The organism is Cloacibacterium caeni (genome assembly GCF_907163105.1).
GTDB classification, from domain to species: domain Bacteria; phylum Bacteroidota; class Bacteroidia; order Flavobacteriales; family Weeksellaceae; genus Cloacibacterium; species Cloacibacterium caeni_A.
In genome coordinates this window covers 2,362,134-2,378,061 of the sequence record NZ_OU015321.1, presented here as the reverse complement: position 1 = coordinate 2,378,061, position 15,928 = coordinate 2,362,134, and the positions used below count along the sequence as shown (strand labels likewise).

Below are 15,928 nucleotides of genomic sequence, written 5' to 3'. Positions count from 1 at the left end.
TTTTTTTTGTTATTTTTGTAAGAGCAGAAAAAATGGATGTTAAAAAACTAATTCAATCACTTGGTTTTCAACCAAAAGAAAACACTGATGGTATTTTTATAAAAAAATATCAAAATAATTATTGTTTAGAAATTGACTTTAAAAATCAAATTTTTGATTTTGGAGGAAAAATAAAAATTGGCGAAAAATCTACACAAAACATTACAAAACCAGAAGACTGGGTTGTTTTGGAATGTGTTAATCGTCTTTTAGAAAAAGGTTACAAACCAGAAAACATCTCTTTAGAAAAAGTTTATCCAGCCGGTCACGGAACCTCAGGAAGGCTAGACATTTGCGTTACTCGTGATGATGGTTCTGAATATCTTTTAATTGAATGTAAAACCTACGGAAAAGAGTTTGATAAAGCTTTTACAAAACTAAATAAAGACGGAGGACAATTATTTACTTATTTTAAATTCAGCAATAAGGCAGATGTAATTATGCTTTATGCTTCTGAGTTAAAAGGAAACGAAATTATTTACCGAAACGAAATTGTAAAAATTGAAGAAGACTACAAAAATGGCGATGTAAAAGATTTCTATGATAAGTGGAATAAATTACCAAAAAACAATGGTGTTTTTGATTCTTGGGTTAATCCTTACAATTTTGAAAGTAGAGCTTTAAAAATCAATGATTTAGTAGAAATAAAACAAGAAGATAGTAGCTTTATTTTCAATAGCTTTTTAGAAATTTTACGTCATAATGTAGTTTCTGATAAGCCAAATGCTTTCAACAAAATTTTCACCCTTTTTCTTTGCAAAATTTACGATGAAAAATCTAAAGAAGGAACTGATGAAGAATTAGATTTTCAGTGGTTAGAAGGAAAAGATGATGATGTAAGTTTCCAGTTAAGACTTACTGATTTGTATAAAAACGGAATGGAAGAATTTTTAGAAAAACAAGTTACCGATTTTTCTGATGATGATTTAGATTCTAAATATGCTTCTCTTTTTGCTGGTGATGAAAATTTAAAAGCACTTTTAAGAAAAGACATTGCAAGACTTCGTCTTGAAAAAAATAATGAGTTTGCTATAAAAGAAGTTTACGACAACAAATCTTTTAAGGAAAACGCAAAAGTGGTAAAAGAAGTAGTAAAACTTCTAGAAAAATTCAAAATTCGTTACACTCAAAAACAACAATATCTTTCCGATTTTTTTGAATTACTTTTAACCACAGGATTGAAACAAGAATCGGGGCAATTCTTTACACCAGTTCCTATTGCTCAATTCGTTATCAAAAGTTTACCTATTGACAAGTTGGTCGAAGAAAAATTACTCGCAGGAAAAAAAGACGAACTTTTACCTTTTGTAATAGATTATGCAGCAGGAAGCGGACATTTTCTTACCGAAAGCATGCACGAAATTCAGCGTTTAATTTTAAAAACAGATCCTAAAAAATTAAAAACTGAAGCAAAAAGTTTTATAGAAGTTTCAAAAATTCGCCATTTTGATTGGGCACTTCAATATGTTTATGGTATTGAGAAAGATTATCGTTTGGTGAAAGTAGGCAAAGTAGGTTGCTATCTTCATGGTGATGGTTTAGCAAACGTAATTCATTCCGATGGTTTGGCTAATTTTAAACATAAAGAATACAAAAATAAATTAAACATAACTCAACCTGATTTCCCTAAAGAAAACCAACAGTTTGAGGTTTTGGTTTCCAATCCTCCGTATTCGGTTTCTGCTTTTAAAAATTCTGCAAGAGAGTATTATCGAGAAGGCGATTTCGATTTATATGATAAATTAACAGACAATAGTTCAGAAATAGAATGCCTTTTCATAGAAAGAACCAAACAACTCTTAAAATATGGCGGAGTTGCAGGTATTATTTTGCCAAGTTCTATCTTGAGTAACACAGGAATTTACAGTAAATCACGAGAAATTATTTTAGAAAATTTTGAAATAATCGGAATTGCAGAACTAGGTTCTAACACTTTTATGGCAACAGGAACCAATACTGTTACTTTATTTTTAAGACGTAGAAATAATTATGACAGCATTAATCTAAAAATTGCAGTAGAGAAATTCTTTACCAATCATTTAGAAGTTACATTGAATAGTGTAGAAAAACCAGTTTCTAAATACATTAATCATGTTTGGGATAATCAGTCATTGCGAGGAACGAAGCAATCTGTAACCTTTGAAGATTATATTTCTCTTTTGAAAAAAGAACCAAACAATGTTATAACCCAACACGAACTTTACAAAGAATACCAAAAGAAAATAAAATCTAAAAATGATAAAGAATTTTGGACTAAACTTTTGGAAATCGAAAAAGAAAAACTATTCTATTTTATTTTGGTATATCCACAAAAAGTTGTTCTAGTAAAAAGCGGTGAAAAAGATGCAGAAAAACGTTTCTTAGGCTACGAATTTTCTAACCGAAGAGGAAGCGAAGGAATACACCCAATACAAAGAGGCAAAAATATTGAAGATTGCACCCAACTTTTTGATGCCGATATTTTTGATAACCCAACCAAAGCAAGTACGTATATTTATAAAGCATTTGCAGGAGATTATGATTTCCCAATAGATGAAGCCATGCAAAACAACGTTTCTCGCCATGATTTGGTAGATATGCTTACTTTTGACAGAGCAGAATTTGAAAAAAATATCTCGCTTTCAGTTAAAAAAAAAGTGAAGATTGAAAGTAAGTGGGAGTTAGTAAAACTTGAGGATGTAATAGAATTAATTTCAGGGCAAAGTCCTGAATCAGAGTTTTATAATCAAGAAAAAAAAGGAATACCTTTTTATCAAGGTAAAACAGAATTTGGCGAGATATATTTAGAAGAACCAAAATATTGGACTGAAAAAATCACAAAAGAATCATTAAAGGGCGATGTTTTGATGACAGTTAGAGCACCAGTTGGTCCTGTAAATATAAATCCATTTGAAAGAATTTGCATTGGAAGGGGATTAAATGCAATGCGTGTTTCTGATAAAATTCTTAATGTTTATCTTTTTTATTACTTAAAATCTAATCAAGAACAAATAACAGGAAACGAAGGAGCTATTTTTCAATCTATTTCCAGAGACCAAGTTTTAACTTTAAAAATCCCACTTCCTCCAATTGATATTCAACAAAAAATTGTTTCTGAAATTGAAGTTTTAGAAGCAAAAGAAAAGAAAGCAAAAGAGGAAGTGGAGAAATTGAAATTTAATATTTCATCATCAATGGTAAATTTGAAATTTAAAGAAATTAATTTAGGTTCAATTTCTGATTTCAAAAATGGGCTTAATTATTCTAGAAATAGTTTAGGTGAATTAATTAATATCGTTGGAGTTGGTGACTTTCAAAATAGATTTTCGCCAGACGTTGCATCACTAGAAAAGATTCAAATTGATGGTAATTTATCAGATGATTATCTATTAAAAACAAATGACATATTAGTTGTTAGATCCAATGGTTCAGCTAATTTGGTTGGTAGATTTTTATTTATTGATAATTTAAAAACTAAAACTTCATTTTCTGGTTTCACAATTAGAATACGGATTGAAAATGAAAACATTAATTCAAAGTTTCTTTGTCATTATTTGAAAACTGATTTCGTTAGAAATAAAATTATAACCGACAGTTCAGGTTCAAATATTAAAAGTTTGAATCAAACTTTATTGTCAAATATAAAAATCCCGCTTCCACCACTTTCAGAACAACAAAAAATAGTTTCTGAAATAGAAAAAATAGAAGAAAAAATAAAAGTTTTAGAAACTGAAATTTCAGAAATTCCTAAACAAAAAGAAGCGGTTTTAAAAAAATATTTATAATTTACAATCCTCTCAAAGAAAATTTGGGAGGTTTTTTTTGGTTCCCCTCTTTTAGAGGGGTGTCAAAATCAAAGATTTTGACGGGGTGTATAAAAAATTATATCTTTGAAAAAAAATCACCTATGACTCAAAAATTTTTAGCAATTTTTCTTTTAGCATTCGGATTATTTTCCGCACAACAAAGTGCTTACTACCAACAAGAAGCTTCTTACAAAATGGAAATCGATGTAGATGCTGCTAATTTTTCTTATCACGGTAACCAAGAAATAAAATATACCAATAATTCTCCTGATGAACTTTCGGTAGTGTACTTTCACTTGTATTGGAATGCTTTTAAACCCAATTCTTTGATGGATCAAAGAGTGCAAAACCAAGGAAAAAATGCAGACGGAAGATTAACTGAATTCGGAAATTCTAAATTAGCTTCTATTCCTAAAAACGAAGAAGGTTCACAAACCGTAAACTGGATTAAACAAAACGGAAAACTTCTAAAATTTGAAGTTCAAGAAACCATTATGAAGGTTTACCTCAACGAAAAAATAAAACCAAACTCTACCACCACTTTTACGATGGATTGGGATTCTGTAGTTCCTAAACAAATCCGTAGAAGCGGAAGAAATAACAGAGAAGGTGTAGATATGACCATGACGCAATGGTTCCCAAAACTAGCAGAATATGATTATGATGGTTGGGCAACTTTTGATTATGTAGGCAGAGAATTTCACGCTCCTTTTTCTAATTTTGATGTAACCATAAAGATTGATAAAGAATATGTAGTTGGAGCAGGTGGTGTTTTAGAAAACCCTACAGAAGTAAAAGGCTACACCGAAAATCCTACGATAAAAACAGATAAAAACGACAAGGCAACTTGGCGTTTTACCGCAAAAAATATTTTAGATTTTGCTTGGGCTGCAGATAAAGACTATTCTGTAGAAACCTTCATCGTTCCAGATGGACCAAAAGTGAATTTTGTCTACCAAAAATCTGAAAAAACACAATTCTGGAGCGAAGCACAACCTTACATTACCAAATTTTTCCAATTAATGAATGCCACTTTTGGCAGATACGTTTACCCTACTTATAGCTTTATACAAGGCGGAGATGGCGGAATGGAATACGGAATGTGTACCATGATTCTCGGCGAAGCTAGAAGTTTAGAAAATTTATTAGGATTGATGATTCATGAAGGATCGCACTCTTGGTATCAGCAAATGCTTGCCACTAACGAAAGCATGAAACCTTGGTTAGATGAAGGTTTTACCAGTTATGCAGAAGATTTCGTGATGAATGCACTTTTCCCTAAAGATGATATGCCAAATCCTTTTTACAATGCAATTCAGTCCTATGTAAGATTTGTAAAATCTGGCAAAGAAGAACCAGCAGTTTGGTTAGCAGACCATCACGATAACGGAACGGCTTATACCGTAGCTTCTTACACTAAAGGCGAATTATTCTTAGTAGAACTAGGCTACATTGTGGGTGAAGAAAATTTATCTAAAATTTTGAAAAAATATTACCAAGACTGGAACCTTAAACATCCTACAGATAGAGATTTTATCCATATTGCACAGCAAATTTCTGGTATGGATTTGAAATGGTTCCATCATTATTGGATTAACACGACCAAAACCATAGATTACGCGATAAAAGATGTAAAATACAATGATGATTCTACTACGATTACGCTCGTAAATAACGGTGAAGTTCCTATGCCAATTGATTTTAGCATTTTTACAAAAGACAAAAAAACGGTGAACTATCACATTCCGCTAAATATGATGAGAGCTCCTAAAACCAAAGATTATTTTGGAGACTTCCAAACCTTAAATTATTGGAACTGGACTACCAAAGAATACACTTTGACCATTCCTTACAAAAAATCTGATTTACAAATTTTAGGAATAGACTTCTCTCAAAGATTAGCAGATGTAAACCCTGAAAATAATTTTTTAGAAGTAAAATAAAAGTTGAGAAATTTCTCAACTTTTTTTATGCAGAAAATGCTTAACTTTCGGTTCTAATTTTTCTTTTAAAATCAATGACGAGCATTGTAATAAACATTGGCAACACCAATATTAGATTTGGCCATTTTATTGATGGTAAATGTGATGTTTCTTGGATTATTAACACCAAACCTTACGGAACTAGAGACGAACTTTTCGCCCAATTTTCTATGCTGTATCAAACGTACAATGTAGATATAGAAAAGGTAGATAAAATCATTATTGGTTCTGTGGTACCTCAGCTTACACACATTATCAGCAGTGCTTTGTATAAAATTCACGGAATAGAAGCCATAGTGGTAGATAGAAAAACGCACTCTCCTATTCATCATAAGTCTAATCAAATGGGAACTGATATTTTTGCCAATTTAGTGGCAGCTCATTTTCTCTATCCCAACAAAAAGAAAATTATTCTAGATTTCGGAACTGCACTTACTGCAAGTTGTGTAGCCGAAGATGGAGAAGTTTTGGGCGTAATCATCGCTCCAGGAATTATCACTTCTCTTAATTCTTTGGTGAAACAAACCGCACAACTGCCTGAAATAGAGCTCACTAAACCAAAATCTGTTTTAGGACATGATACGGTTTCTTGTATGACTTCGGGGATGGTTTATGGCTTTTTAGGAATGGTAGAAGGTTTTATCGACCGTATAAACGAAGAAGTAAACGATGAATGTTTCGTTATTGCAACAGGTGGCGTTTCTCATGTTTATCAACCTTTGACCAATAAAATAGACATCGCGGATAAATTACACACTTTAAAAGGTCTTTATTTCCTAGGGAAAGACAAATAATTTCAAAAAATTGTAGAATTTTCTTTTGTGGAAAACTGTATTTTTTAGACGAAATCTCGCAGCCCGACTTGAGTGAAGCTCTTTTTACGAAACGTAGTGAAGTAAAAAAGCGGGAACGGAAGGCGGAAAAGCTGCCCAAAAATTATCTTTTATTTTTAAAGAAACTTTTCACGATTTCTGAGCATTCATTTTCTAAAATTCCCGAAACAATTTCTGTTTTAGGATGAAGTTTCACGTTTTGATTGATGAAACCTCGCTTTTCATCTCTCGCACCAATGACAACTTTTGAAATCTGTGACCAAGTTAGAGCTCCCGCACACATTACACAAGGTTCTAGCGTAACATACATGGTACAATCTTTTAAATATTTTCCGCCCAAAAAATTAGCCGCAGAAGTAATTGCCTGCATTTCTGCATGCGCAGTCACGTCATTTAATTGTTCTGTAAGATTATGACCTCTCGCGATAATTCTATCTTTGAAAACAATCACGCAACCAATAGGAACTTCGTCTTTTTCTCTGGCAATTTCGGCTTCTTGCAAAGCCTGTTTCATGAAATATTCTGGTGTAAACATTACTCTTCTACTACAAATTTTACAGGCAAAACAAATTTAGATTTTACATTGGAACCGCTTTGAAAAGCACTTTCCCATTTTCCAGTGGTCATTAAAAATGCCAGCAAAGCTAAATCGTTAAATTCTTTCTCCGTACCTTCAACTTTTTCTATGTAAAGTGAATGGTCATTTTGAACAATAAAATGGATTTTAGCAGATTTGGAAAAATAATCATCTAATCTATCTTGATATCTATTTTTGATAAAATCATGCACTTCTTTATATAGAGCGGGAAAACCTTGAGAATAATTCGCTGTTTTATCTGGAATTTCTTGTTGGGCTGCTTCTTGACTTGGGCCAATCAATTTTTGAGTTTCTAAATACGTTTGAACGGCAGAAAAATAATGGTCTAAACGTTCTCTGTTATTTTTGCTTCTGCTAAGTAGATTTTGGTAATAAATTTCACTGATTTCAGACTCAGATTTTCCTTTAATTTCTTCCTGGTGCTTTAGTTTCAGCTGAGTTTCTATGCTGTCATGCTTTATTTTTAGAATTTTTAAAGATTCTAATTGTTGAGCATTTATCCCACAAGAAAAAAGAAGAAAGAAAAATATTTTTAGCATAAAAATTATTCGAATTTAATACTCAAAGGCATTCTGAAAGCATATTTTACAGCATTTCCTTTTTGAAGAGCAGGCTTAGTAAATTTTTCTGAAATAAGATACATGGCAATTTCTGCTTGTTTATTAAAACTTATGTTTTCGCCTTCTGCTTTGATATCTGTAATTGAACCGTTTTCATCTACCACAAAACTCACGGTAGTATTGAGTTCATTTTTACAATATTCAATTCCTTTTGAATAAAATAAAGAAGCTACCTTTTCTCTCAAAGCATCTATTCCATTGGGGAATTCTGGCGCTTCGTCTATTTCTGTATGACAAGCTTTAGCATTAGAAGAAGATTGACTTTTTAAATATTCAAGTTCTTCTATATTCTTCACTCTTATTAATGCACCAAGATACGCAGTATTTCTTATACTGTCTAATTTGAGCATAAATTCTGTAAAATCTTTTTTGACGGTTTCTTTTTCTTGAGCCGTAAAAGCATTATTATACTTCTTGACAAACTCAATTTTCAATAGATTTTCTTGACGATCAAAATGTTGCTTGATAAGTCTAAACTCTTCGTTCTGTTGGCCAAAGAGCATACTTCCTGCTAAGAGGAATGCTGTTAAAAGAATAGTTTTCATTTGTGTTTTGTTATTACAAAAATAACAAATAAATAACAAATACGAAATTTTTATGGATTTTTAACTTTTGAGAATGGTTTTAAACAAAAAAATCTCACATTTCTGTGAGATTTCTATTTCTGTGGGTCCTGAGGGATTCGAACCCCCGACCCTCTGGGTGTAAACCAGATGCTCTGAACCAACTGAGCTAAGAACCCGAATTTTTTTAAAAGGTTTCGTTCCTTTTTTGTGGGTCCTGAGGGATTCGAACCCCCGACCCTCTGGGTGTAAACCAGATGCTCTGAACCAACTGAGCTAAGAACCCTAATTTTTTTGAGGGATTAGTTACCCTCGACTCTCCCGATGATAAATCGGGATGCTCTGAACCAACTGAGCTAAGAACCCTCTTTCACGATTTCTCGTTTTGAGTGGTGCAAATATACAACTTATTGCGATTTCTACAAATTTTTTTCTAAAAATTCTCCCACTACAAAATTACTTCCACCCACAAAAATCATTTCTGCTGACTTACATTTTTTTTTAGCTGCCTGAAAACCAGCATCTACTGTTTCAAAAATTTGAAAATCTATTTTTGCAGAAATTAGTAAATTTTCATACTCTTTTGGACTTCTTCCTCTGCTAATAGAGGGCTTTACAAAGTAATATTGAGCATTTTTAGGTAAAATTTTCAATACATCATCTATTTTTTTATCATTCACAAAACCAAGGACAATGTGTTTATACTTTTCAATGGCATTCAATTGGGCAAAAACCATTTCTAAACCAGCCTGATTATGAGCGGTATCACAAATAATCAATGGATTTTCTGAAAATTGAAACCATCTTCCGATGAATTTGGTGTTTTGGTGAACTTTCATCAAACCATTTTCAACAGAACTTTCAGAAATTTTTATTTTTTGTTTTCTTAATTCTTCAACTAAAGCGATAACTACTCTAATATTTTTCTTTTGATAATTTCCCTTCAAATCTGTTTCTAAATCAGTAGAAATTTCGGTTGCATCTATAAATTCAGAATGATTTTCGATGGCTTTTTGTTGAATAATATTTTTCACCAAATCTCTTTCGTCGCCAGAAATAATGGGAATATTATGCTTTACAATCCCTGCTTTTTCTGTGGCAATTTCCTCCAGAGTTTCTCCTAAAATATTCTGGTGATCTAAATCTACATTGGTAATAGCAGAAACTATAGGTTTTATTATATTGGTAGAATCTAATCTACCTCCCAAACCCACTTCAATAATGGCAAAATCAACCTTTTTTTGATAGAAATATTCAAATGCCATAATCGTGGTAAATTCAAAAAAAGAAGGAAGAATTTCTTCTGGAATATTTCTCAATTTTTGAATAAAATCAAAGACAAATTCTTTCTCACAATAGACTCCATTAATTTTAATTCTCTCCGTAAAATCAATTAAATGAGGAGAATTATACAAACCAACGATGTATCCTTGTTCTTGTAAAACCGAAGCCAACATATTGCTGGTAGAGCCTTTTCCATTAGTTCCGCCAATATGAATCATCTTCAGTTTTTCCTGAGGATTTCCGAAAAAATCACAAAGCTTTGTAATATTTTCTAAGCCTGGTTTATAAGCTTTTTGACCTTCAATTTGGTAATTTGGCATTTGTACAAAAAGCCAATCTAGTGCTTCTTGATAAGCTTCTGGAGTAAAAGAAATTGGATTATTTTTTGACACAAAAAAATTTTTTCAAAGATAAAAGGAAATCTAGAATTTTAAAAATTTGATTTAAGCAAAACCCGTGTTTCCGTTGCTGAATTGCGCCCCGAGTTGAGCGGAAATCCTTTTATGCGCGGCAGCTTCGCTGCCGCGCATAAAAGATTGGGAGCGGAACGAGGAATTTGGCGCCCAAAAAATTCTAAAAAGTAATTTTATATGTTCCAGTAGAATTGGTGGAGGCTTTTTCGGCTTTTACATATTTTTTCACCCAAATTACCGCAGCAGTAACGACACATGGATCAGAAATCCCGCTGCTTCTGCGTGCTGAAATCACGTTTCCAGCTTTGTCTACCGTATAAGAAATGGTAATGGTTCCGTTTGCTGTACAGTTATGAGAGGGCTGTTCTCCACCTTTTCCCATGGTTCCGGGAATATAAGAAATAAGTTTTCTGTCTACGCCAATTTTGCTATCACCATCTCCTTTTCCACCAAGAGGATCGCCAGAATTCCCAACGGTTCCATCAGTTCCTTGCGTTCCAGTCTTAGTCCCTCTTCCTTTGATAAGATTGCCAATTGCGGCGGTTCCTTGTCCGTCACCTTGAGCATTTTTGGTAGTGGTATTGCTGGTAGATGATGTTTTAGAATTAGTGGTTTTAGATACTGTAGTTTCCGAAGATTTCGTAGATTTTTTTTCTGTTTTCTCCGTTTTTACTGCAGTAGTTTTTTCAGATTTTCCTGTGATGATTTTTTCTGCAGGTTTTTCTACTGCTTTTGGAGTTTCTACAATTTCTTGAGGTTGTGGTTCAGGAGTTTTTAACTCTTCAGGGATATAAATATCTGCTGAAGCTAAACTTCCTTCTTGATTAGCAGGTTCTTCTGCTCCGTTTCCGTTTCTATTATCTCCAAAATTTATGAGCATAGTGGTTACTTTCTCTTCTTTTGGGATTTCTCTCACGAATTGGTAATAAAAAATCAACAAAAACAACAATGCCGAAATCAGCGCAGTAAGTGTTGCACTTTTTAGCTTGTCTATTCTTTCGTCTCGTTTATGTTGAGTTATCGTTTCCAATATGAGTTTTGGCTAAATTTGATTTTAATTTCTATAAATGGACTAAAGTCCATTCCAATTGATTATTCTTGAACCGTAGCAATCGCTAAGCCATATTTGTTTTTTTCGGCGATTTCCATGGCATAAACTACATCTTTATGCTTGCAATTTTCGTCTGCTCTAATCGTAAAAGTAGGATTAGGTGAACCTTCTACCAATTTTACAATATCTTGTTCTAATTGTTCTTTTGGCGTTTCTAAATCATTTACAAAATACTTGCCATCTGCATTTATTGTAACAGTTGTAGGGTCTGTAACGCTAGGATCTTGAGCTGCAGCTTTTGGCAAATTCACATCTATTGCGCTTTGGCTGATGGCTGAACTGGTAATCATAAAGAATATCAATAACAGAAAGATAATATCTGTCATCGAAGCCATACTGAACTCGGCACTTACTCTATTTCTTCTTTTCAATTCCATTCTTAAGAGTTTGAGGTTAGGTTTTAGAAGAATTAAAGTGGTTTGTTTAGTGTATCTAAAAACTCATTCACGTGAGTTTGAATTTTTAGCACCAATCTATCTACATTGGTCACCAAAATATTATAGAAAAAATAGGCAGGAATTCCCACGAATAAACCTACTGCAGTAGTAGCCATCGCAGTATAAATTCCCGATGCTAATAGTTTAGGAGAAACTGCTCCCGTAACATTAGAAATCTCGAAAAACGCCATAATCATTCCGACTACCGTTCCTAAGAAGCCTAACATTGGAGCTGCTCCAGAAGCTGAAGCGAGAATATTCAGGTTTTTTTCTAATTTAGAAACTTCTAACTGTCCTTGGTTTTGCATTGCATTTGAAATATCAGAAATGGGTCTTCCTATTCTGGTTAAGCCTTTTTCTATCATTCTGGCTTCTGGTGAATCTGTTCTTCTGCATAAATCTATAGCAGATTGTATTCTTCCGTCATGAATGCAGTCTTTAATATTTTCTAAAAAATTAGGCGTTTCTTTAGAAGCTCTTTTGATGAAAAAATATCTTTCGAAAAAAACATATAATGCTAAAATTCCCAAAAGGAAAATGGCAATCATAATTGTATTTCCTATAATTCCTCCGCTGAAAAGTACATCCCAAAGTGAAAATACTTGTTTCTCTGTCACTTTATTGTTAATGATAGTAGTCGTGGCTTGTAAAAACATAATGAAAAATGTTAAGTTCGAATTTCTAAACGATAAATTTAGTGAAAAATTGTAGAATTTCTCGTAGCAATGTATGTTTTTTGAAAAATACTTTTCAAAAAAACTTTAAAAATAAAATAAGATTCTGATGGTTTTAAACGGGAAAGAAAACAGCAGAAAGTTACTCTTCTATTTCGATATCATCTGCTTTGAAATGACATTTCAGTTTAAAAAGAATGGGTTCATCAGAACCGGTATAGAAATCATCTATTTTCCCTTGCCAGAATAATTGTAGCACATCTTCCTCGTCTTTAGAAAAACTAAGTTCATTCTCGTAGAGATAGGCTTCTTCGTCGTCATAAAGGTCTACTTCTGTATAGGTTTCTTCCTCTGTATCTTCTATACGGAAAGTTTTTCCTTCTAATTCATTAGAATCAATAGGAAATTCAAATACGTCTAAGGATAGCTGAGGAAAATTATATTGTAGAGAATCGTCTTCTACATGGTCTAAAGAATCATCTGTAATGATTTCTACTTCCAGAAAATTTTTTGAATTGAGATAAACCGCCTTGCAATATGTGCTAGAGATATGGTATTTAAGGGTTTCTTCTGGGTGATAGATTTTTAAAATCCCTTTCATGATGGTGTGTTAAAAAGAATGATTGTTTTTAAGTTAAAAAAATGATTGTCTTTAACAAAGATAAAAAATTTATAAAACCATAGAAGGTTTTTCGCTAAAAATCATAAAAAACGCAGTAAAAAAATTTACTGCGTTCGTTATTTTGAAAAATTTATTTGAAGTTAAACTTCAGCGTGAGTACCACTTGTCTCGGTCTAATGTTTACCGTGGTGTAAGAAGTCTGATTAAAAGTAGAGTTAAAATTTACATTTTCGAATACATTATTATTGGTAATATTCAGCACTTTCAGTTCTAAATCTATTTTTTCTTCGGACATAGAATATTGGTAAGAAAGGTCAAAGAAAGCATTTTTAGCCGTTCTTTCTCTGTTGCTAGAATGCAATTCATCCCAAGTGAATCCTAATGTGTGATTTTTGATAGGATATACATAAGCAGAAAGTGCGTGATTAAATAAATTGGTTTTGTTATTAAACCTTGCATCGTCTGGAGATTTTGTGTTGTTAAAATTCCAATTAGCATTATAATCTACACTTAACCAAGAGAAATAATTGTTATTAAATTTAACACTTACTCCTTGATTTACGCCTTCTACATCTATAAAACTAGATTCTGTAGGTGTAGAGTTGGCCGGTAATTGCTGATAATTACTTAATGAGTAATTATATCCTACAGAAGCGTTGGTTTTAAATTTAGGGAAATATTTTCCGAGCTCTGTTCTAGCAGAATTGGTTTTGCTGTTGTTCTCTAAATTATATCCTTTGATGATAAACTGCTGACTTGCTTCATCTAATTCATTAAGGAAAGTTACGTTATTGGTTCTATCATTAAAATTATAACTTACATTAAAGAAAATGTTATTCAATGGATTTCTGTATTCTAATCTTGACCCAACGAAATTAGACCTTGTTTGCTGAATATCAGTATTTCTAGAAGATAAATTTTTAGCAGACAAAAGAATAAAACCATTATAAACATCATTGATGCTTCCAAAAGAATTGGTAATTCCCGCGAAAGTTGAAATTTTCCAGAATGAAGTTAAATCATATCTCATGAACAATCTTGGTTCATAAGTCACTTTATTTAGAGTTTTGTCTAAATTATTGGTTCCAGTTGCAGAAATATTATTAAAATTAACAGGGAAACTTAAATTCACATCTAAACCTTCTCTCTTGTAATTCACCATCATTTGTGCATAAGGTTTTAGATTTTTAAAGTTAATGTCATTTTCTAATGCAGTTCCACTAAATTGATAATCCTGAATAGAGTTTCCTGTAACGCCATTTACATCTGTAAGTAGTTTGTTATTGGTATAATTAAGACCAACTTCTGGCGTAAAAGTCCAATTCTTTTTAGACAAACCAATAGATGCAGAATGTACCGCTTCGAAAGTTTTCAGATTAAGGAATTGATGTACCAATTCGCTATTATTTCCACCATCTACATTTTGTAAATTCACCACATAATTTGCTGGATTGATGAATAAATCTTGCTTGTCATCTCTATAACTGATGAATGACATGGCATTTACTAATCTTTCTTTCCAAGGAATAATAGCACTTAATGAGTTTTGGAAACTATTAGATGGCGTTTTTGTTCTTTGGTTAGAAGCAATATTATTGTTTCTGGTATTCGCCAAATCTCCATTCCAAAGTCCGTTATACGTAGTGGTATTTTTAAAGAAACTTTTATTGGCGTTTTTAGAGAAAATAATTTCACCTTTTGCTTGGTTGGTATAGAAATTATTAGACACTAATGAAGTATTTGTCAAATCATTATTCGCATTGAAGGTTTTTACCATGCTTTCTCTTTCTATGGCGTTATTGCTATAACTGGCGTTAGCTTTAAATTCCCATTGCTTCGAGAGATTGGTCAAAACATTGGCAGATAAATAATGTACATTGTTCAATAAATATCTTTTTACAGGAACGTTTTGAGGAGTAGCCGCGTTTTCTACAGAAAGCCAAGAATTTTCCGAAAAATTTCTTCTCATTCCTTCAAATCTATTCCCAAAAGCCAGAATATTATTCTCTTTTTCTACTTCTTCTCCCATATTATTGGTTTTGTAATTCAAAACCCATTGGTATTTTTGAGTAAAAAGCATCGGAGAAAGTTTTACATTCCAAAGAGATGGCGCCACACCAAGAGAAGTTTCTCCTCTTCCTGTCATGGTAATAGATTTTTTGAGCTGCACATTAATCGCCGCATTCTCCGAAGAAAGTTTATCTTGAAGAATTTTTACAGGTTGGTGATTTTCAAGCACTTCTACTTTTTGCACAGCATCTTTTGGGAGAGAATTATTGATTAAGCCGTAACTTCCTTCCATTAAATCTTTTCCGTTTACGTAGAATTTGTTAATCGGTTCACCTTGATAGAGAATAGAACCATCTTTATTTACTTCAATCCCAGGAATTTTTTTCAAAACATCTGCTAAACTTCTATCTGCCTTACTTTCGAAAGATTTTAAATCATAAGAAATGGTGTCACCACGTTTGGTAATGAGTTTAGTTTTCAGTTTTACTTCTTTAATTTCTGTGGCTTTTTCTTGAAGCACAAAATTCAAAGTCTGAGTTGCGTTATTATAATTTTCAGTAATGGTTTGGTGGTTAAAAGCTTTTACTTTTACAAGAATTTTTTCGTCATTACTGGTAAAAGTCACTTTATAATTTCCTTTGGCATCGGTAATTGCATATTCTAAAATGGCATTTTTGCCTATTTCTTCTATGGTTACACTTGCGCTTGCAAGCGGTTTTCCATCATCATTTTTTACAGTTCCAGAAATGGTTTTCTGAGCAAAAATTACAATTGAAAATAATAAAATAAAGGTAAATGAAAGTATTTTTTTCATGTTTAAAAGTTTATCACTAAAGTATTAGTAAAAGAAAAGGATATTGTGTTACAAAATTTTTAGATAATCATTTACTAAAAAGGTTAAAATCAACACTTGTTGATATTTAAGTATATCGAAAATGGTTTATTTTTCCACAAGAA

Annotated in this window: 12 protein-coding genes and 2 tRNA genes; 3 read left to right on the top strand and 11 right to left on the bottom strand. The window is 32.3% G+C overall.

All coding sequences use genetic code 11. From position 1 onward, the window contains the following. Positions 1-32 precede the first annotated feature (32 nt). From KKQ76_RS11075 to KKQ76_RS11065, 3 genes are all read left to right on the top strand, one after another. Positions 33-3,803, top strand: a complete 3,771-nt coding sequence (locus tag KKQ76_RS11075; RefSeq protein ID WP_213197190.1) for a restriction endonuclease subunit S — start codon at positions 33-35, stop codon at positions 3,801-3,803. A 122-nt stretch (positions 3,804-3,925) separates the two neighbouring features. Continuing rightward, a complete protein-coding gene (locus KKQ76_RS11070) occupies positions 3,926-5,767 on the top strand; it encodes a M1 family metallopeptidase (protein ID WP_213197189.1) in 1,842 nt (613 codons plus the stop codon). A 74-nt stretch (positions 5,768-5,841) separates the two neighbouring features. Then, a complete protein-coding gene (locus KKQ76_RS11065) occupies positions 5,842-6,600 on the top strand; it encodes a type III pantothenate kinase (RefSeq protein WP_213197188.1) in 759 nt (252 codons plus the stop codon). A 142-nt stretch (positions 6,601-6,742) separates the two neighbouring features. On the opposite strand, the gene KKQ76_RS11060 is transcribed toward KKQ76_RS11065, so the two are convergent. The 11 genes from KKQ76_RS11060 to KKQ76_RS11010 all read right to left on the bottom strand — a co-directional run bounded on the left by KKQ76_RS11060 (position 6,743) and on the right by KKQ76_RS11010 (position 15,785). Then, a complete protein-coding gene (locus KKQ76_RS11060) occupies positions 6,743-7,174 on the bottom strand; it encodes a nucleoside deaminase (protein ID WP_213197187.1) in 432 nt (143 codons plus the stop codon). Continuing rightward, complete coding sequence (locus KKQ76_RS11055) at positions 7,174-7,776, bottom strand: calponin homology domain-containing protein (RefSeq protein ID WP_213197186.1); 603 nt, start codon at positions 7,774-7,776, stop codon at positions 7,174-7,176. The genes KKQ76_RS11060 and KKQ76_RS11055 overlap by 1 nt, the downstream gene beginning before the upstream one ends. A gap of 5 nt (positions 7,777-7,781) precedes the next feature. Then, positions 7,782-8,402, bottom strand: coding sequence for a hypothetical protein (locus tag KKQ76_RS11050; RefSeq protein WP_213197185.1), 621 nt, complete (start codon positions 8,400-8,402; stop codon positions 7,782-7,784). 122 nt (positions 8,403-8,524) lie between these two features. Beyond that, positions 8,525-8,599 (bottom strand) — tRNA-Val (locus tag KKQ76_RS11045). A gap of 32 nt (positions 8,600-8,631) precedes the next feature. After that, positions 8,632-8,706, bottom strand: a tRNA-Val gene (locus tag KKQ76_RS11040). A 133-nt stretch (positions 8,707-8,839) separates the two neighbouring features. Further along, a complete protein-coding gene (locus tag KKQ76_RS11035) occupies positions 8,840-10,024 on the bottom strand; it encodes a bifunctional folylpolyglutamate synthase/dihydrofolate synthase (protein ID WP_213197527.1) in 1,185 nt (394 codons plus the stop codon). Between the two features lie 253 nt (positions 10,025-10,277). Then, a complete protein-coding gene (locus KKQ76_RS11030; RefSeq protein ID WP_213197184.1) occupies positions 10,278-11,147 on the bottom strand; it encodes a ferric siderophore ABC transporter substrate-binding protein in 870 nt (289 codons plus the stop codon). A 62-nt stretch (positions 11,148-11,209) separates the two neighbouring features. After that, the gene (locus tag KKQ76_RS11025; RefSeq protein WP_213197183.1) at positions 11,210-11,605 is read right to left on the bottom strand and encodes an ExbD/TolR family protein; all 396 of its coding nucleotides are present in this window, start codon (positions 11,603-11,605) and stop codon (positions 11,210-11,212) included. A 32-nt stretch (positions 11,606-11,637) separates the two neighbouring features. Beyond that, on the bottom strand, positions 11,638-12,321 hold the full coding sequence (locus tag KKQ76_RS11020; protein WP_069797457.1) for a MotA/TolQ/ExbB proton channel family protein: 684 nt from the start codon (positions 12,319-12,321) through the stop codon (positions 11,638-11,640). A gap of 160 nt (positions 12,322-12,481) precedes the next feature. After that, positions 12,482-12,940, bottom strand: coding sequence for a hypothetical protein (locus KKQ76_RS11015; protein WP_213197182.1), 459 nt, complete (start codon positions 12,938-12,940; stop codon positions 12,482-12,484). Between the two features lie 151 nt (positions 12,941-13,091). Continuing rightward, a complete protein-coding gene (locus tag KKQ76_RS11010) occupies positions 13,092-15,785 on the bottom strand; it encodes a TonB-dependent receptor (protein WP_213197181.1) in 2,694 nt (897 codons plus the stop codon). Positions 15,786-15,928: the final 143 nt, after the last annotated feature.